Origin of the sequence: Mesorhizobium sp. YC-39, assembly GCF_025753795.1 — a bacterium.
Taxonomy (GTDB): domain Bacteria; phylum Pseudomonadota; class Alphaproteobacteria; order Rhizobiales; family Rhizobiaceae; genus Mesorhizobium.
In genome coordinates, this window is the sequence record NZ_JAOWPS010000001.1 from 1,297,249 (window position 1) to 1,314,654 (window position 17,406).

Genomic DNA, 17,406 nt, shown 5'->3' on the forward strand with positions numbered 1-17,406 from the left:
ATGAGTGCCGCCGAGCAGACCGAAATCATCATCATTGGCGGCGGCATTGCCGGCGCCGGCGCCGCCTTCGAGATGTCCCGCACTTCCAAGGTGGTCGTGCTCGAGCGGGAAAGCCATTGCGGCTACCACACCACCGGCCGCTCGGCAGCGAGCTTTACCGAGAACTACGGCAACGGCATCATCCGCCGCATCGTGCTGGCAAGCCGGGCTTTCCTGACCGAACCTCCAGCCGGCTTCTGCGATTACCCGCTGCTCAGCAAGCGCGGCATGATCACCGTGGCGCGCGCCGATCAGCTCGACCTCCTGCGCGAGGATCTCGAGGCCGCGCAGGCTTTGGTGCCCTCGATTGTCGCCATGACACAAGCCGAGGCGATTGCGCGCGTGCCGGTGCTGCGCGCGGATTACCTCGCCGGCGCCTATGTCGAACCGCATTCGATGGACATCGATGTGAACGGCCTGCATCAAGGCTATCTGCGCGGCGCCCGTGCGCGTGGCGTGCGCATCGTCACCAATGCCGGCGTCAAGGCGATCGACCGGCGAGGCGGCCAGTGGCGGGTCGAAACCCCGGCGGGAACATTCCTTGCGCCAACGCTCGTCAATGCCGCCGGTGCCTGGGGCGACGAGATCGCTTTGATGGCGGGCGTGCGCCCGCTCGGCCTGCAGCCTAAGCGCCGCACGGCCTTCAATATCCCGGCGCCCGCCGGTATCGACATATCAGAGTGGCCGCTGGTCAACGACGTCGGCGCCGAATTCTATTTCAAGCCCGATGCCGGACAGCTCTTCGTCTCGCCTGCCGATGCGACGCTTTCTCAGCCGATGGATGCCTATGCTGAAGATATCGACGTCGCGATCGGCGCCGAGCGTCTTGAAAGGGCGACCACGATCGATGTGCAGCGGGTGTCGCGCTCATGGGCGGGCTTGCGGACCTTCGTTGCCGACGGCTCGCCGGTCGTCGGACCGGATGACGAGGTGCCGGATTTCGTCTGGCTGGTCGGGCAGGGCGGCTACGGCATCAAGACTTCGCCGGCGCTGTCGCGCGTCTGCGCCAGCCTGATCGCGGGCAAGGGCTTTCCAGACGATGTCGCAAGGCAGGGTGTGTCGTTGGACGATCTCACGCCACATCGGCTGCGCGGCGACGAGTCTCAAACCAGGCAGGTTGCTTCATGAGCGATGGCACCCTCACAGCCGGCGGCACGTTGGCCGGGCATCTGCTGGAGAGGCTGGCGCAGGCCACCACTGACGCGCCAGGGATCACGCGCATCGCCTACGGAGCTGGCGAGCGTTTTGCGCATGATCTCGTGCGCGATGAAGCGGAAAAGCTCGGCGCCACGGCGCGTGTCGATGCGGCCGGCAATCTCTATTTGACGCTGAAGGGCCGCAATCCGGATTTGCCGGCGATCGTCATCGGCTCGCATCTCGACAGCGTGCCGCATGGCGGCAATTTCGATGGCGCCGCGGGTGTCGTGGCCGGGCTGGCGGTAATGGCCGAACTGCTCGGGCAAGGCATCCAATTGCCGCGCGACCTGATCGTGCTGGCGACGCGCGCCGAGGAAGCGGTGTGGTTTCCGCTGTCCTATCCCGGCAGCCAGGCCGCACTTGGCCTGCTGCAGCCGGCGGCGCTCGAAGTAAAGCGGTCGGACAGCGGACGCACGCTCGCCGACCACATGTTGGAAGAGGGTTTCGACCCCGATGCCGTGCGACGCGGCGTGCCGGGCATCGATGCCGGCCGGATCGCGGCTTTCATCGAAGTGCATATCGAGCAGGGACCGCGCCTTGTCGCATCCGGTGCGCCGGCCGGTATCGTCACCGGCATTGCCGGCGGCTTCCGCTATGTCGACGCGAAATGCTTGGGGACCTATGGCCATTCCGGCGCCGAGCCGCGCTTTGCCCGGCATGACAGTGTGCTTGGGTTTGCCGATCTGGTCGCCGGCCTTGAAGCGGAATGGGACGCGCTGGAGCGCGAAGGTCACGAAGCCACCATCACCTTCGGTCGGGTGGAATCCGATCCGAGCCAGCACGGCGGCAGCCGCGTCCTGGGCGAACTTCGCTTCACGCTCGATGTGCGCAGCGCCGAGGCCGCTGTCCTGGAACGGATCGAGGCGAGGCTGCACGCGCTCTTCGCCGAAGTCGGCGCGAAACGCGGCGTCAGCTTCGAGGCCGGACCACGCTTCACCTGGGAGCCGGCGACCATGTCGCGGGCGCTGATCGCGAGGCTGGACCGCGCTGCCACCGAACTTCAAATGCGGGCGCCACATGTGCCGAGCGGGGCGGGGCATGACGCGGCCACCTTTGCCGGCGCCGACATTGCGACCATCATGATCTTCGTGCGCAACGAGAACGGCAGCCACAACCCGCATGAAGCGATGGAGATCGCCGATCTCGATCAGGCGATCCGTCTCCTTCTTCGCTTCGTCACCGACTTCGACAATCCCCTGGGACAGCCATGAACCTTGCCGCGACCGCCTTGCTCGTCATCGACTTGCAGAACGAGTACCGCCCCGGTGCCGCCTGGCCGGTGATCGACTATGACGCGGTCCTCGCCAACACCGCCGCGCTGATCGAAGCCGCCCGCGCGGCGGGCGTGCCGGTCATCCATGCCCAGGCCTGGGTGACGCCGGAGGAACGCGACGGCTATGCTAGGCAGGAGGAAATCCTGACCGAGGAATTCCGCTCCGCCGTGGCCGGCAGCGATGGCGCCGCGATCTGCGCCGAGGTGGCGGCGCTGCCCGGCGACATCGTCATCCACAAGCACTGGCCGAGCGCCTTTCGCCGAACCGACCTTTCAAAACGGCTTGCCGATCTCAAGGTCGAGAACCTGATCGTGACCGGCGTGCTGACCGACAGCTGCGTGACCGAGAGCGTGTTCGACGCAGTCTATCAGGGGTTTCGCGTCTGGCTGGTCAAGGAGGCCTGCGGCAGCATGAGCGAGGCCATGCACCGCACCGGCATGCTCGACATGGCCAACCGGCTCTATGGCGGCGGCATCCTGCGCCTGCCCGAGGCGCTGAAGGCGCTCGCCGGCCAGCCTTTCGACGGCTGGCGCTGCACGCGGCCGGTGGAATTTGTCTACACGCTGGAAACCGTCGACCGGATTTACGAGGCTCTGTGATCGACGCCGCAGCCACATGCGCCTCTGACAACCTTTGAGGCCGAGGGCTTGAGAACCGCGCCCGGCAATGCTCCGGTCGCCCTGCCGCCCCGCCAGACGGATATGCCATTGACGAAGACATGCTCGATGCCGGTAGCGGGCCGGCGCGGCTCCTCGAAGGTGGCGGTGTCGATGATCGTCGCCGGATCGAAAATGACAAGGTCGGCGAAATTGCCTTCAGTCAGGAGCCCGCGCTGCTGGATGCCGAATTCCCTTGCGGGCAGACCGGTCATGCGGAACACAGCCTCCTCCAGGCTGAACAGCCCGACATCCCTGGCATAGTGACCGAGTACACGCGGAAACGTGCCCCATAGGCGCGGATGTGGATGGATGTCGTGCGGCAGGCCATCCGAGCCGATCATGGTGCGCGGATGCGCGATGATGGTGCGCACATCCGTCTCGTCGAGCTGGAAATAGACAGCACCAGCCGGCAGCAGGCGCTGGCCCGCCTCGCGCTCACTGCAGTTCCATTCGCGCGCGATGTCGGCGATCTCGCGCCTGGCCATCTCCGGATGCGGATCGGACCATGTGACGAGGATCTTCAGGCCCGTGTCGCAGCGCTCCAGGCGTAGCACGGTCGAGCTCGCGGCATAGGGATAGACATCCATGCCGATGTCCATCGTCTCGCGCGCCCGGTCGATCCTTTCCAGGGACGGACGGCTCTTGCCGAAATTGGCGCGGCCTGTGCACTGGTGGTGTGAGATGAACAGCTTGCCGCCGGCATGATCGGCAATGTCGATGGCTTCCTCGATCGCCTCGTCCATCGTCTCGAAATAATTGCGTGTGTGGGTGACATAAGGGCCGCCGAGGCTTGCCGCCGTGGCGGCGAGCGCCTTGACCTCTTCGGTCGAGGAGTTGACCGCCGGCGGATAGTCGAGCCCGGTGCTGAGCCCGAACGCGCCCTCGGCCATCGCCTGCTCCACGGCTTCCTGCATCGCCACCGTCTCCGCCTCGTTGGCCGGACGGTCGGTCACCGGCATGCAGCGCTGGCGCAAAGTGGTGTGGCCGACGAGCAGGGCCGCGTTCGTGGCGATGCCGCGCCGTTTGAGCTCGGCGACATAGTCGGCAAAACGATCGAAATGGAAATTCTCGCGGCCGCCGACCAGCGTGAAGGGCGGTGGCGGCGTCTTGTCGAGCAGCAGCGGCGCAAGGCTGACGCCGCAATTGCCGGCGATCGCCGTCGTCACACCCTGGCTGATCTTCGGGTCCATGCCGCGTGGCGCCAAAAGCGCGCCGTCGTCATGGGTGTGCACGTCGATGAAGCCGGGTGCCACCACCTTGCCCTTGGCGTCGATCTCCTCGCTGCCCTGCGCGTCGTCCAGCCGACCGATGGTGGCGATCCTGTCGCCGGTGACGGCGATGTCGGCCTCGAAAGGTTTCGAGCCGTCGCCGGCGATCAGCGTCGCGTGGCGGATGACGAGATCATAGGGCATCGGAGGTCCTAACCTTCCGGATTGGCGGCGATCTCCTCGCGGCGGCGCGCGACGTAGGCGTCGAGCTCCTCGCGGATCGCGGGGTCCATCACCGGTTCTTCGTAGTCGTGAAGGGCCTGCTGCCAGAGCTCCGTCGCCCGCTCCAGCGCATCCTTGCCGCCGGCTTCCTCCCAGGCGCCGTGGTTCTGCCAGTTGGAAAGCATGGGCTGGTAGAAGGCGGTGGTGTAGCGCGACATTGTGTGCTCGGCGCCGAAGAAATGGCCGCCGGCTGGCACCGATTTGATGGCCTCGAAACCGAGATCCTCCTCCTGGAACGGCAGCGGCCGCAGGAACTCCATCATGTTCTGCAGAATCTCGACATCGAGCACGAGCTTTTCATAGGACGCGGTGAGCCCGCCCTCGAGCCAGCCGGCCGCATGGTAGATCAGATTGGCGCCACCCAGCACCGCGCCCCACGTCGCCATTTCTGTCTCGTAGGCGGCCTGCAGGTCGACGACGTTGGAGGCATTCGCGTTGGAGGTACGGTAGGGCAGATTGTAGCGTCGCGCCAACTGGCCGGCGATGATGTTGGCCTTGGCATTTTCCGGTGTGCCGAAGGCCGGCGCTCCCGACTTCATGTCGACATTGGAGGTGAAGGCGCCGTACATCACCGGCGTGCCGGGATTGACGAGCTGGGTCAGCACCACACCGAACAACGCCTCGGCATTCTGCTGGCAAAGCGCTGCGGCAAGCGTCACCGGCGTCATCGCGCCCATCAGGGTGAAAGGCGTGACGGTCACCGGTTGGCCATGTTCGGCCATCGCGATCAGTCCCTCGGCCATGGCGTCGTCGAACAGGCGCGGTGAGTTGATCGAGATGATCGTGGTCACGCCGGGCGAGGCGCGCAACTCCTCGACGGAGATGCCGCGCGCGATCGCCATCATATTGATTCCGTCCATTGCCCTCGCGCGGCCGATCGCCGTGCAGTGGAAGGAGAGATCGCTCAGCGTCAGATTGGCATGGTAGGTGTCGAGATGGCGGGAATTGGCCGGCAGCTCCATCGGTGCCACCACCTGGTTGCCGATGATGTGGATGGCATTGAAGTGGTGCGCCAGCTTGATGAAGTTCTGGTAATCGTCAAGATTGCCCTGACGGCGGCCGTTGATGCGGTCGTGCACATTGGGCGGACCCGCCACTAGGCCGAAGACCAGCGAATTGCCGCCGAGGTGCACCTGCTTCTCAGGATTGCGGCTGGTCAGCGTGAAGGAGGACGGCACCGCACGCAGCGCCTCGTTCACCAGGCTCTCGTCGATACGGATAGTCTTTTCCTCGCGGTCGACGATGGCGCCGGCGGAAGCGAACAGATCCATCACGCGCTCGCTCATGACGCGGATGCCGAGTTCAGACAGGATACGCATCGAGGTGTCGTGCAGCCGCTCCATCCGCTCTTCGTCGAGCAACTGCATCGGCGGGTAGGGGTTCTCCACATGTTGCCAGGGCAGTTGCGCGATACCGCCGCCGCTGCGTCCCAGCTTCGATCTGCGGCCGCCGCCGCGCCTGTCCTGTGACATCGAATTTATTCCTTCCCGGCCTTCAATAGCCGCGCTCCGGACTGACCACATTCTCCAGCGGCTCGCCACGGCGATAACGCGCCAGATTGTCGGCGAACATGCGCACCGACTTGATGTCCCAGCCGTCATAGACCGCCGCGCAATGCGGCGTGATGGCGACGTTGTCGTAGCCCCAAAGCGGATGCTCTGTGGGCAGCGGCTCGGTCGCAAAGACATCGAGCGCCGCGCCCTTGATCCGTTTGACGTCGAGCGCGGCCAGAAGTGCTGCTTCCTCGACGACGCCGCCGCGCGAAATGTCGATGAGCACGGCGGACGGCTTCATCGCGGCGAAGGCCGCCTCACCGACCAGGCCGCGCGTGCTGGACAGCAACGGCACGCAGCAGACGATGAAATCGGCGCGGCCAATCAGCGGCAGAAGCGCGTCCGGACCATGCACCTCGTCGACGCAAGGCATCGGCTTGGGGCGTGCGCGAATGCCAAGTGTGTGCATGCCCATTGCCTGTGCTCGCTTGGCGATGGCCTCACCGGTCTTGCCGAGGCCAATGATGAGCACGGTCTTGCCCTCGATCGGCTCGACACGGCCGCCGCCCCACCGGCGAGCCTGCTGGCGGCGTTCGAAGCCGCGCAGGTCGAGCGAAAAGGAGAGCATGGCGCCGAACACATATTCCGCCAGCATGCCGGCGGCGACGCCTGCGGAATTGGTCACCGTAACGCGCGTCGGATCCCAGCGACCCAGATGATCCGTGCCGGAGCCGCCGATGGACACCCATTTTACGGTCGGGCTTTCGACGAGGGCCTGGCGTGGATAGCGCGGCGTACCATCGAAGCGGATGGAATAGACCACTTCCGCCGCCACGCGCTCGATCAACTCGGGAAGCGCCGCGTAGCTCTCGCAGGGATGGACCGGCAGGTCCGGGTGCGTCTCCACGAGCACGGCCAACGCGCCGGCCGGCTTGTCGGTGTGCAGGATGACGGTTGGGCGAGGGGACATGATGCCGGTCTCAGCTCCGGCCAATGTGATCGGCCGAAGGCCCGAGCGCTGCGAGCAGTTTCTCGCCGCTCTCGAGCGTCGCGTTCTCATGTGGAGCGCGCAGGTTCAGCCATCGCCTGTCGCCCGAGCGCACCGCCATGACGGCCTTCATCGCCGGGATCAGGCCGGCATCCTGGATGATCTTGCGGAACGCCTTGATCGCTGCATCCGCCTCGGCGACGTCCTCTCCTGCCAGCGTACGATCATAGAGGGAGCGGATGGCCGCGGCGTTGAGGTTGACGGTGGCCGAGATGCAGCCTGCCGCGCCATTGGCCAGGCCCTTGGTCAATTGCGCTTCAGAGCTGGGGAACACCGCAACCTTTGGCGCCGCTGCAATCACCGCCGCCGTGTTGTTCCAGTCGCCGGCGCTGTCCTTGTAGGCGACGACGGTGTCAGGAAAGGTTTCGCTCAAAAGCGCCGTCAAGCCCGGGCTCACCGCCACGCCGGAGTTCTGCGGGATATGGTAGAGGATCATCTTCATTGCCGGATTCGCAATCCGCTCGATCAGTTCGCTGTAGTAGCGTTTCTGGCCATCGTCGCCGACGGCGGTGTAAAAGAATGAAGGCAGCACCATCACGCCGGCGCAGCCGAGCCCTACCGCGTGCGCCGACAGTTCGACGGTTTCGGGCAGCGCGGTAACGCCGGTACCGGGCATCAGCCGGCTTGGCGAAATGCCGGCTTCGACCAGCCACTCCAGCGCCTGGGTGCGTTCATTGAGCGAGAGCGACAGCGCCTCACCGGTGGTGCCGAAGGGAGACAGGAAATGTGCCCCTTGGCCCAGCACCCATTTGGCGTGACCTATCCAGAGGTCACGCGCGATGCGGCCATCGCCCTCGAACGGCGTCAGGATCGGTGCGATGGTTCCTTGCGGGCGGATCATGGGCGTCCTTCCGTATCGATCAGCAAATCTGTGCAGTGTCTGGCCGCCGCGGCTGCCGTCCTGGCGAAGTAGGCCGATGCGGTGACGTCGAACAGTACATCGAAACCTGCTTGCGAGCGGAATGTGACGGCCTCGATGTGGCCGACGCGTGTTTGCGCAATGTCGTCGACACCGAATCTATCGGCTCTGAGATCAAACGCGCATAGCCGGCTCATCGCTTGCGGCGCGTGCGGGCCAGAGATGCGCAGCCATGCCCAGCCTTCCTCGCGCCATGATGAATAGCCTTTCGGCTCGTTCGCCCAGGCGGCTTTGAGTTCGGCAAGCGCTTCGCCGGCACCTTCGGCAAGCAGCAGGATGTCCTCGTTGCCGAGACGCAAGATCCGCATGCCGTGATACGCGCCGATGTGATTGACCGCAGGCAAGGAGATGCCGTGCGCCGTGAGCCAGGCAGCGCTGCCGCCGCCCTTCAAGCCAAAACGCGGACTGGCCGTCAGGTCGCTCAGCGCCAACGCACCAGCGGGCAGCTTCGTGCCGTCCGCCGCGCCGCCGGCCATGAAGGGAAACACCGCACTTGCCGCCATCTACATCTCCTGCCGTGCATTGGCGGGATCGAAGAAAGCGTGAGCAACCACCGGCCCATCGACCAGATTGCCGTTCCGGCACTTCACCATCACCAGGCTTCCTTCCGTGGAGTCGTCGACATGGACGTAGGCGAGCGCGATGGTACAGCCGAGCGTCGGCGAGAAGCCGATCGAGGTGATCTGTCCGACGGGAGCATTGCCGCGCAGTATGAGGCAGCTTTCGCCGGGTAGATCCATGGCATCGGCCGGAAATCGGAGGCCGACGAGCTTGCGCGACTGGCCCAGCCTTGCGCGCAACTCGATCGATCGTTTGCCGACGAAGAACGGCTTCTTCTTCGAGACCGCCCAGCCAAAGCCGAGCTCGTCCGGCGTGGTGATCGCATCGGTGTCCTGGCCGATCAGAATGTGCCCCTTCTCCAGGCGAAGGATGCGCGAGGCTTCGAGACCGTAAGGCTTCAAGCCGTACGGTTTGCCGGCAGTCATCACCGCGTCCCAGAGGGCGGGTGCGAGGCTGGATGGGCTATGCAGTTCGTAGCTCAGCTCGCCGGTGAAACCGATCCGCATGACGCGCACCGGCACGCCGGCGATGACGCCTTCGCGGCCGCTGAGATAGGGGAATGCCTCGCGCCCGAAATCGATGTCGCTCTCCAGCGCCTCAAGCACCGCCCGGGCTTTCGGCCCGGTGACATTCAGGCCGCAGAACGCGCCGGTGAGGTTGAGGACATCGACCCGCAAGCGCCATTGCGCGTTCCAGAACAGCATGTCGGCATAGACACGCGCCACCGCGCCCGTGGTGGCGGTCACATAGAACCGGTCGTCCGCCATGCGGTAGGCGACGCCGTCGTCGACCACCGAGCCCATCTCGTTGAGCATCAGGCAATAGCGCACACGCCCGACCGGCTGGTTGGCATGCGCCATGGTGTAAAGCCGGTCGAGGAATTCGCCGGCATCGGGCCCGCGCAGTTCCAGCTTGCCGAGCGTCGACACGTCGAGCAGGCCAACCCCTTGCCGCACCGCCGTGATCTCGTCGCGGATCATCTTTTCGGCCGCGCCGGCATCGCCATAGAAATACGGCCGCCACCACGCGCCTACCGGCTTCATCACGGCGTTCAGCGCCAAATGCCTGGCATGCAGTGCGGTGCGTCGCTCGAGCGGTTCATGGTGGCCGGCAAGCACGCCAAGCGTCTCCGGTCCGACCGGCGGGCGGGCAGTGGTGATGCCGACTTCGGCCACCGTGCGGTCGGTCGCCTCGGCAACGATCCTCGCTGTTGCCAGCGCGGAATGGCGCCCCTGACTCGGGCCCATGCCGACGGTGCTGAAGCGCTTGACCAGTTCGATCTCGCGATAACCCTCCTTGACCGCGTTCTGGAGATCCTTGACCTGCAGATCTTCGTCGAAATCGACGAAGTCGCGGCCCTTCGGATCGGCAACGATCGGCAGCACATGGACCGGGCTGGTAGCCATAGGCCTGGTGAATATTTTGTCCTCTACAACAGCATGGCCGAGCCCCAAAAGTGCGGCCACGGCCGCGCGGTGGCCGCCGGCAATCGCGCCCTGTAGATCGCTGTCTCCAGCGACAGAGCCGGCAAGGTGGACCGGCGTTTTCGGCAAGCTGAGCATCATCGATCCGCTAGCGGCGTCATAGCCGACTTTTGCTCCACTCTGACAAGGCAGCTGCCAGGCGGGCACCTGGCCAGCCGAGACAGCCAGCAGGTCGCACTCGATCCAGCGCCCGCCGACACGGACCCGCGCAAGGTGACGATTTCCCGCGGTCCCCTGGGCGGCTTCGATCGTCACGGCCTTCCGGATGGCCACGCCCTTGCCGTGCAACTCGGCTTCGAAGGTGCCTGTCTCGCCGCCGGATCTCGGATCGGCGACCAGTATGACCGAGACGCCGGCCTCAACCAGATCGAGCGCGACGCAATAGCCCTCATCGCCGGTGGCCAGCACCACGGCCTTTTGTCCCGGGCGCACGCCGTAATGGCGGATCAGCCGCTGCGCCGAGCCACCGAGCATGATCCCCGGCAGGTCGTTGTTGCGGAAGATGGCAGGCTGTTCGATCGAGCCGGTGGCCAGGATCACGGTGCGGGCGCGGGTGCGATAGAGCCGGTCCCCCTGGATCAGCGGCAGCCAGTTGTCCTCGTACCATCCGTTGCAGACAGTCCCGGTCAGCAGGTGCAGATTGGGCAATGCCCGCAGCCTGGAAGACAGGTCGGCAAGCATGGCCGGATCATGCCGGCCATAGGTCAGCGATCCGCCGATTTCCGGGTTCTCGTCGCAGAGCACGACATCCGCGCCCGCCTCGGCGGCAGCGATTGCCGCATTCAGCCCGGCCGGACCGGCGCCGACCACGAGCATGTCGCAATGCAGGTGCGATTTGTCGAAATGCCGGTGCGGGGCCGTGGTATCGACCACGCCCAGTCCGGCCTTGCGGCGGATCATCGGTTCCCAGAATTTCAGCCAGCTGTCGCGGCGCGGCCCCATGAAGGTGCGGTAGTAGAAGCCGACCGGTAGAAAGCGTCCCAGCCTGTCGATGATCGCGTCGCCGTCGCGTTCGAGCGTGCCGTTGACGTTCTGCGCGCTGACCCGCAACCCTTCGCTGATCGGCGTGCGATCTGCGGCGACGTTCGGCTCGAACGGCAATTGCACCAGCGTGTTGGCGTCGGCGCCGGTCATTGAGAGGATGCCGCGCGGTCGATGATACTTGAAGGAGCGCGACAGCACCCATTGTCCGGAGGCTGCGAGCGCGCTGGCGATGCTGTCGCCGGCATAACCCTCGAAGTCCTTGCCTTCGAAGCTGAAGCGTAGGGGACGGCTTCGATCGATCCGGCTTCCCCAGGGCGCAGGCAGCCGGTTCATGATTGGTCCCGGCGTTCGGACGGATCGAATGTCCGGATGACTTCATTGGTGACGAGATCGCGCTCGGCCAGAAAAAAGTAATTGCTTGGCACGTGGCGCCACCACTCGACCACGATGCCCCTGCGGTTCTCGGCGCGGAACAGATGCCGCGACCAGTCGGCATCGGCGGTTCGGTCCGGGTCCGGCTCGGCGCGGACGGGTCCGAACGACTGGAACTCGTCTATGTTGCGCGGGCCGTTCATCGGGCAAATCAGCAGTTTCATGGTCAGTGGCTCGCCGCCGTTGCGCCCATTTCGTTGAGCAGCTGGAAGGTTTCGAACCGCTCGAGCGCGAAGGGCTTCAAGATGTCGGGCATGCACCCCTTGGCGATCGTCTCCGCCATGCGTTTGCCGGCGACGGGCGTCGCCTTGAACCCCCATGTCCCCCATCCGCAATCGAGCCACAGATTGGCGAGTGGGCTGGCACCCATGATCGGGCTGTAGTCCGGCGTCATGTCGGTGATCCCGGCCCATTGCCTGAGCAGCCGCACGCCTTGCAGGAACGGGAAGAGGTGCACTGCGCCCCCGGCGAGGTGTTCCTTCATGTCCAGCGTCGAGCGCGTCGAGTAGAGCTGGTAGGGATCGGACCCGCCGCCGATGACGACCTCGCCGCGCGACGACTGCACCAGATAGGTGTGCAATGAGACGGAAGAGACCAGCGTGTGCAGCCACGGCTTGAGCGGCTGCGTCACCATGGCCTGCAGCGGATAGCAGCGGATGGGAAGCTCGACGCCGGCCATCAGCGCCACGTCGTAGTTCATCCCGCCGGTCGCAATCAGCACCTGACCGCAGGCGATACGGCCCCTGTTCGTCTTTACGGCCTGGACCCGGTCGCCGACGACCTCGAAGCCTTCCACTTCGGTCCGCTGGTGGATCTCGACGCCGCGACGCGACGCCTGCGCGGCATAGCCCCAGGCAACGGCATCATGCCTGGCGGTACCGCCGTCGGCATGCCAAAGCCCGCCGAGGATTTCGAGCGAACCGCCATAATCCATGTTCAGGGTTGGGACGAGTTCCTCGACCGCCTTCTGGTCGACAACTTCGGTGCGCGTACCCAGATGCTTGCCCATCTCGGCGCGCGCATGAAAGCTGCGCAAGGTCGCCTCCGTGTGTGCCAGCGTCAACTGGCCGCGTTGCGAGAACATGACGTTGAAGTCGAGTTCCTGCGACAGGGTCTCGAACAGCTCGACGCCTTCCTTGTAGAAGGCGATGCCTTCGGGGGTGATGTAGTTCGAGCGGATCGTCGTGGTGTTACGCGCGGTGTTACCGCCGGCAAGGTAACCCTTCTCGATCACCGCGACACTGCTTATGCCATGGTATTTCGCAAGGTGATGCGCGCATGACAGTCCGTGGCCGCCGCCACCGACGATGACCACATCGTAGGAGGGCTTGAGGTCCGGCGTTGCGGGAATGTCGCCGCTGACCGGATAGTCCCGGCTGAGGCCGTATTTCAGGAGCCTGAGCGGCATCTTGGGACTACCAGGCCGGCCGCTGGAGCATCTTGGTGATCACTGGAGGATCGTAGAGCAACGCCGAGAGATCGGAAAAGAGACTGTCGCGGTCGTTGAGCGAGAGCACTTTGTCGCGGATCGCCGCGGCGCGGCCCTGTCCAAGCACCGGCGTCGCGAATTCCATGTACTTGGCCTCGATTTCCAGATCCGTCAGCGGCGCCTCCGGTCCGCCGCGCGCGTGGACATCACCTGAAACGAGCAAACGGCCGTCGGTCGTCGAGATCACAACATCGGCCCAGCGGCCGGCCGGGAAGCGGGCGCTATGGCGTTCCGATTCCGAGACGGTGATGCGCTTCAGCATTTCGGCGACCGCACCGTCATCCAGTCCACTGCCGGAAATGTGCTCCAGCCCGATGCGGCCATGCATGATGAAGGTCGCGACGGCGAAGCGCAGGCTGTATTGGGCTTTCGATGTCGTGTCCGGCATGCCGTCGAACAGCGTGGCGGCGTAGTGAAAACTGTTGACCTGAACGTGCCTGATGTCGGCTGGCATCAGATGATGCGCCAGGCAGATCCCGCGCGTCGCGTCAATCGCTGCATGCGCCCAGCGGCAGATCGGGTACGGCTTCACATACTGGTGCAGTACCTGCCAGAAGGCGCCGAGATCCTGCCAATGCGGAGCGACTTGGGGCGCTTCGACGGTGATCGCCGGCGCGCCGGTGAAGCCGCGTTCTGCGAGCACTGCGGCCGACAGGCCCGTCAACGCACCGACGCCGGAGCCGTCATGCAGCATCGTTGGAGTGGCGATCTCGCGCATCATCTGGCTGCGCGGGCCATGATATTCGGCAATGCCGAGGGTCTCGCGCAATTGTCCGTCGTTGAACCGCCGCAGGCGCGCCGCCACCGCGGCCACGCCGAGCGCATTCCATGCACCAGACGTATGATAGTCCGAGACCGTCGCATGCAGCGCGATGCCGGCACGGCCGGCAATTTCGTAGCCGACCACCAGAGATGCCAGCGCCTCCGGCCCCTCGAGATCGGGGCGCGCTTCCGCAAGCGCCGCCAGCGCCGGTACGACAGCGACTCCGATATGGCCCTTGGTCGGACTGTATCCGTCGTGGCCGTCCAGATTGTCGATCTGCGTCGCGGCTGCATAAGCGGCCCCGGCGATGCTGGCGCGGCGACCGTCGAAAAGCATGCGTGCCGAATGCAGCGGGTCGGTCGAGCCGTAGAGAAGCGCGGCGGTGTCGCGGGCAATCCGGCCTGCTTCCATCGGACCGGCCGCAATGGCAATTCCGAGCGTATCAAGCAGGAGATAGCGTGCCTGTTCCAGGACAGGTGCGGGGAATACGGCCGGCGGGCGCCGCAACACGAAATCGGCCAGGCGAATGGCAACGCTGGTACTCGTGTCAGGCCCTTCACGCCGATGCGACGGCACAGCCACTTGCATTACTCCCCTCTGCAGTCACAACATCAATAAATTGGGTCCATCGAGCTTTCACGTGATTAGTTTGGCGGCTTTGGCCAAAAATATCTATGTCTTGACGCTTTCTCGCAATTGAACGGCTGCCTGCCCGTGCGATAGCGTGTCCCATGCGTGTTGCAGGAGTTTGCGATGAAGCCGCCGCCCCCTTTGAACTATATCAGGTCCTTTGAGAGTTCGGCCCGTCATCTCAGCTTCACCCTGGCTGCCAAGGAACTTGGCTATACGCAGGCTGCGGTCAGCACACATGTTCGCTCGCTCGAGCACTATATCGGCCGGCAGTTGTTCATCCGCTATCCGCGCAGCCTCAAGCTCACCGAAATGGGCGAGGCGTTCCTGCCGACGTTGCGTCAGGCACTCGACCAGATCGACCAGGCGACGGAGGCGATCGTGACCTCGTCGCGCAATCGCACGGTGGTCGTCTCCTGCCCGATGAGCCTGGCGGAAAACTGGCTGGCCGGTTGCATGGCGGTCTTTCGAAAGAAGCACCCCGAAATCGAGATCGTGCTCCATGGCACGATCTGGGAGGATCTCACCGAGCAGATCGCCGACATAACGATTTCCACACGGCGTTTCGACGACCGCCCGCCCGCCGGCGTCCCGCTCTGGAACGATGAACTGGTTTTGCTGTGCGCCCCAGCATTGCTGGATGGAGAGAATGCCTTGAAGGCACCTGAGGATATTCTCAAGGTGGACTGGATCTTCGTGCATGGCCGCCAGGAATACTGGCAGGTTGTCACCTCAGCGCTTGGCGTCGATATGACGGATTACGACAAGGGTCTGACAACCAACGCGTCCAACATCGCGCTCGAACTGGCCGCCATGGGGGCAGGGCTCGTCGCGACCCAGCGTTCGCTTGCCCATGCGTATCTGCGACGAGGGCTGCTCGTCGAACCCTTCGCGATCCGACCCGCGAGTCCCTGGAATTACTATCTTACCGAGAACCAGCTTTCGAAGGGAAACATCGCGCGCACGGTGCGGGAATGGATTCTTCTGCGGGCACAGGAAGACAGCGCCTAAAGCTGTTTCGCAGCTGGGGACTTTCCAAACTCAAAATTTGACAGGTCAATGGCATCGTTTTTTTAGGCCTCAGAAGCCGGGATTCCGCGGTTTGCCCGGGCTCAAGCCCTTCCGGGATTTTTGCATCGCCTCTAACATCTTCCACGCAAGGGGAATGTAACGGGCGGAAAGCCCAAACCGGAGAATCACAATGACGATTTTCAAGAGCAACGGTGACCGCGTCCCGGCCGTCATCGAAAGCTACGCAGACGAAGTCAGGAAGGGCGGCATGGATCGCCGCGAGTTTCTTGCCATGGCGAGCGCGATGGGCGCCTCCACGGCGTTCGCCTATTCAATGATCGGCTCGTCGCCGGCGCAGGCCGCCGCCCTGGAGCCGGGCAAGAAGGGCGGCATCCTGAAGATGCAGATGATCATCAAGGAAATGAAGGATCCGCGCTCCTGGGACTGGTCCGAGATCGCCAATGTCATGCGCCAGTGCAACGACTACATGATCCGCTATACCACCGACTTCACCTTCGAGGGCCATCTGGTCGAAAGCTGGGAGGTGAGCGACGACGCTATCGAATATACACTGCATCTGCGCAAGGGCGTGAAGTGGTCGAATGGCGACGACTTCAACGCCGACGACATCGTCCACAATATCGAGCGCTGGTGCGACAAGGCGGCCGAAGGCAATTCGATGGCCGGTCGCATGAACTCCCTCATCGATCCCGCCACCAAGAAGGCGGCGGCCGGTGCCATCACCAAGGTCGACGACCACACAGTGAAACTGAAATGCCAACAGTCCGACGTCACCATCATTCCAGGCTTTGCCGACTATCCGGCGATCATCGTCCATCGCGACTTCGACAAGAACGGCGCCGATATGCTCAAGACGCCCGGCACCGGTCCCTATGAGCTGATCTCGTACAAGGTCGGCGAGTCGGCCTCGGTGCGGCGGCGCAAGGACTTCACCTGGTTCGGCGGCGACCCCTATCTCGATGGCGTCGACTGGACCGACTACGGATCGGACGCGTCCAACCCCGCCATCGCCAGCGCCTTCGAGGCCGGTGAGATCGATTGCAACTACCAGACGGTCGGCGGCACGGTCGACCTCTATGACAGCATGGGACTGGTCAAGGAGCCGGTCGTCACGGCCGGAACCATCGTGCTGCGCACCAACGTGACCAACAAGCCGTATGACGACAAACGCGTGCGCAACGCCATGCAGCTCGCGGTCGACAATGAGACGGTGCTGAAGCTCGGCTACAGCGGCCTCGGACAGGTCGCGGAAAACCACCATGTCTGCCCGATCCATCCGGAATATTATGAGCTGCCGAAAGTGCCGCGCGACATTGCCAAGGCCAAGGCGCTGATGACCGAGGCCGGTCAGATGGATCACGAGTTCGAGCTGATCTCCTACGATGCGGACTATGTGAAGGACCCCGCCGACGTCGTTGCCGCGCAGATGCGCGAGGCTGGTGTCAAGGTCAAGCGGACCATCATTCCGGGCTCGTCGTTCTGGAACGACTGGACGAAATACCCGTGGTCGACCACCGATTGGGGCATGCGGCCGCTGGGCGTCCAGGTGCTGGCGATCGCCTATCGCAGCGGCGAGGCCTGGAACGAGTCGGGCTACGCCAACCCGGAATTCGACAAGAAGCTCAACGCGGCGCTGGCCATGCCGGATGTCGACAAGCGCAAGGAACTGATGAAGGACGTCGAGTTCATCCTACAGGACTCCGGCATCCTCATCCAGGCGTTCTGGCGTTCGCTCTACCGGCACCACGCCCCCTATGTGAAGAACCTCGGCATGCATCAGACATTCGAACTGCAGCTGGACAAGGTCTGGCTCGACAAGGCCTAGGCCGGGCCGGACACAGCAAATATCTCAGGGGCGCATGTTGCGCCCCTGAACTCGCCGGGCGACTGCGATTGACCCCGTCAGCTAAAT

At 64.3% G+C, this 17,406-nt stretch carries 14 protein-coding genes; 5 read left to right on the forward strand and 9 right to left on the reverse strand.

Features of this window, described 5'->3' with window-relative positions; genetic code table 11:
- The 3 genes from OHD62_RS06155 to OHD62_RS06165 are packed head-to-tail and all read left to right on the forward strand — an operon-like array spanning position 1 to position 3,109.
- Positions 1 to 1,167 (forward strand): NAD(P)/FAD-dependent oxidoreductase, encoded by a 1,167-nt coding sequence (locus OHD62_RS06155; protein ID WP_263781577.1) that lies wholly within the window; start codon positions 1 to 3, stop codon positions 1,165 to 1,167.
- Positions 1,164 to 2,447, forward strand: coding sequence for a Zn-dependent hydrolase (locus OHD62_RS06160; protein ID WP_263781578.1), 1,284 nt, complete (start codon positions 1,164 to 1,166; stop codon positions 2,445 to 2,447). Before OHD62_RS06155 ends, OHD62_RS06160 begins: the two co-directional genes overlap by 4 nt.
- Positions 2,444 to 3,109 (forward strand): cysteine hydrolase family protein, encoded by a 666-nt coding sequence (locus OHD62_RS06165; protein ID WP_263781579.1) that lies wholly within the window; start codon positions 2,444 to 2,446, stop codon positions 3,107 to 3,109. Before OHD62_RS06160 ends, OHD62_RS06165 begins: the two co-directional genes overlap by 4 nt.
- Here OHD62_RS06165 and OHD62_RS06170 read toward each other — a convergent pair.
- The 9 genes from OHD62_RS06170 to OHD62_RS06210 are packed head-to-tail and all read right to left on the reverse strand — an operon-like array spanning position 3,094 to position 14,414.
- Positions 3,094 to 4,581 carry an N-acyl-D-amino-acid deacylase family protein gene (locus tag OHD62_RS06170; RefSeq protein ID WP_263781580.1) on the reverse strand — a complete coding sequence of 496 codons (1,488 nt, stop codon included), beginning with the start codon at positions 4,579 to 4,581 and terminating at the stop codon, positions 3,094 to 3,096. The genes OHD62_RS06165 and OHD62_RS06170 overlap by 16 nt on opposite strands.
- Positions 4,582 to 4,589: 8 nt before the next feature.
- On the reverse strand, positions 4,590 to 6,131 hold the full coding sequence (locus OHD62_RS06175) for a trimethylamine methyltransferase family protein (protein ID WP_263781581.1): 1,542 nt from the start codon (positions 6,129 to 6,131) through the stop codon (positions 4,590 to 4,592).
- Between the two features lie 22 nt (positions 6,132 to 6,153).
- Positions 6,154 to 7,122, reverse strand: coding sequence for a D-2-hydroxyacid dehydrogenase (locus OHD62_RS06180; protein WP_263781582.1), 969 nt, complete (start codon positions 7,120 to 7,122; stop codon positions 6,154 to 6,156).
- Between the two features lie 10 nt (positions 7,123 to 7,132).
- Complete coding sequence (locus OHD62_RS06185; RefSeq protein ID WP_263781583.1) at positions 7,133 to 8,041, reverse strand: dihydrodipicolinate synthase family protein; 909 nt, start codon at positions 8,039 to 8,041, stop codon at positions 7,133 to 7,135.
- Positions 8,038 to 8,622 (reverse strand): hypothetical protein, encoded by a 585-nt coding sequence (locus tag OHD62_RS06190; RefSeq protein WP_263781584.1) that lies wholly within the window; start codon positions 8,620 to 8,622, stop codon positions 8,038 to 8,040. The genes OHD62_RS06185 and OHD62_RS06190 overlap by 4 nt, the downstream gene beginning before the upstream one ends.
- A complete protein-coding gene (locus tag OHD62_RS06195) occupies positions 8,623 to 11,481 on the reverse strand; it encodes a 2Fe-2S iron-sulfur cluster-binding protein (protein ID WP_263781585.1) in 2,859 nt (952 codons plus the stop codon).
- The gene (locus OHD62_RS06200; protein WP_263781586.1) at positions 11,478 to 11,744 is read right to left on the reverse strand and encodes a sarcosine oxidase subunit delta; all 267 of its coding nucleotides are present in this window, start codon (positions 11,742 to 11,744) and stop codon (positions 11,478 to 11,480) included. Before OHD62_RS06200 ends, OHD62_RS06195 begins: the two co-directional genes overlap by 4 nt.
- 2 nt (positions 11,745 to 11,746) lie before the next feature.
- Entirely contained in the window at positions 11,747 to 12,988 is a 1,242-nt protein-coding gene (locus OHD62_RS06205) for an FAD-dependent oxidoreductase (protein ID WP_263781587.1), read from the reverse strand.
- Positions 12,989 to 12,995: 7 nt separating this feature from the next.
- Positions 12,996 to 14,414 (reverse strand): MmgE/PrpD family protein, encoded by a 1,419-nt coding sequence (locus OHD62_RS06210; protein WP_263781588.1) that lies wholly within the window; start codon positions 14,412 to 14,414, stop codon positions 12,996 to 12,998.
- A 171-nt stretch (positions 14,415 to 14,585) separates the two neighbouring features.
- On the opposite strand from OHD62_RS06210, the gene OHD62_RS06215 reads away from it, so the two are divergent.
- Both OHD62_RS06215 and OHD62_RS06220 read left to right on the forward strand, forming a co-directional pair.
- On the forward strand, positions 14,586 to 15,473 hold the full coding sequence (locus tag OHD62_RS06215; protein WP_263781589.1) for a LysR substrate-binding domain-containing protein: 888 nt from the start codon (positions 14,586 to 14,588) through the stop codon (positions 15,471 to 15,473).
- Positions 15,474 to 15,663: 190 nt separating this feature from the next.
- Positions 15,664 to 17,319 carry an ABC transporter substrate-binding protein gene (locus tag OHD62_RS06220; RefSeq protein WP_263781590.1) on the forward strand — a complete coding sequence of 552 codons (1,656 nt, stop codon included), beginning with the start codon at positions 15,664 to 15,666 and terminating at the stop codon, positions 17,317 to 17,319.
- The last annotated feature ends 87 nt before the right edge of the window (positions 17,320 to 17,406 follow it).

Bases quoted from the DNA above. Each gene is read 5' to 3' on its own strand.
- OHD62_RS06195 (WP_263781585.1), bottom strand. From the start codon at position 11,481: ATGAACCGGCTGCCTGCGCCCTGGGGAAGCCGGATCGATCGAAGCCGT.
- OHD62_RS06190 (WP_263781584.1), bottom strand. From the start codon at position 8,622: ATGGCGGCAAGTGCGGTGTTTCCCTTCATGGCCGGCGGCGCGGCGGAC.
- OHD62_RS06175 (WP_263781581.1), bottom strand. From the start codon at position 6,131: ATGTCACAGGACAGGCGCGGCGGCGGCCGCAGATCGAAGCTGGGACGC.
- OHD62_RS06215 (WP_263781589.1), top strand. From the start codon at position 14,586: ATGAAGCCGCCGCCCCCTTTGAACTATATCAGGTCCTTTGAGAGTTCG.
- OHD62_RS06220 (WP_263781590.1), top strand. From the start codon at position 15,664: ATGACGATTTTCAAGAGCAACGGTGACCGCGTCCCGGCCGTCATCGAA.
- OHD62_RS06200 (WP_263781586.1), bottom strand. From the start codon at position 11,744: ATGAAACTGCTGATTTGCCCGATGAACGGCCCGCGCAACATAGACGAG.
- OHD62_RS06205 (WP_263781587.1), bottom strand. From the start codon at position 12,988: ATGCCGCTCAGGCTCCTGAAATACGGCCTCAGCCGGGACTATCCGGTC.
- OHD62_RS06180 (WP_263781582.1), bottom strand. From the start codon at position 7,122: ATGTCCCCTCGCCCAACCGTCATCCTGCACACCGACAAGCCGGCCGGC.
- OHD62_RS06170 (WP_263781580.1), bottom strand. From the start codon at position 4,581: ATGCCCTATGATCTCGTCATCCGCCACGCGACGCTGATCGCCGGCGAC.
- OHD62_RS06155 (WP_263781577.1), top strand. From the start codon at position 1: ATGAGTGCCGCCGAGCAGACCGAAATCATCATCATTGGCGGCGGCATT.
- OHD62_RS06160 (WP_263781578.1), top strand. From the start codon at position 1,164: ATGAGCGATGGCACCCTCACAGCCGGCGGCACGTTGGCCGGGCATCTG.
- OHD62_RS06185 (WP_263781583.1), bottom strand. From the start codon at position 8,041: ATGATCCGCCCGCAAGGAACCATCGCACCGATCCTGACGCCGTTCGAG.
- OHD62_RS06165 (WP_263781579.1), top strand. From the start codon at position 2,444: ATGAACCTTGCCGCGACCGCCTTGCTCGTCATCGACTTGCAGAACGAG.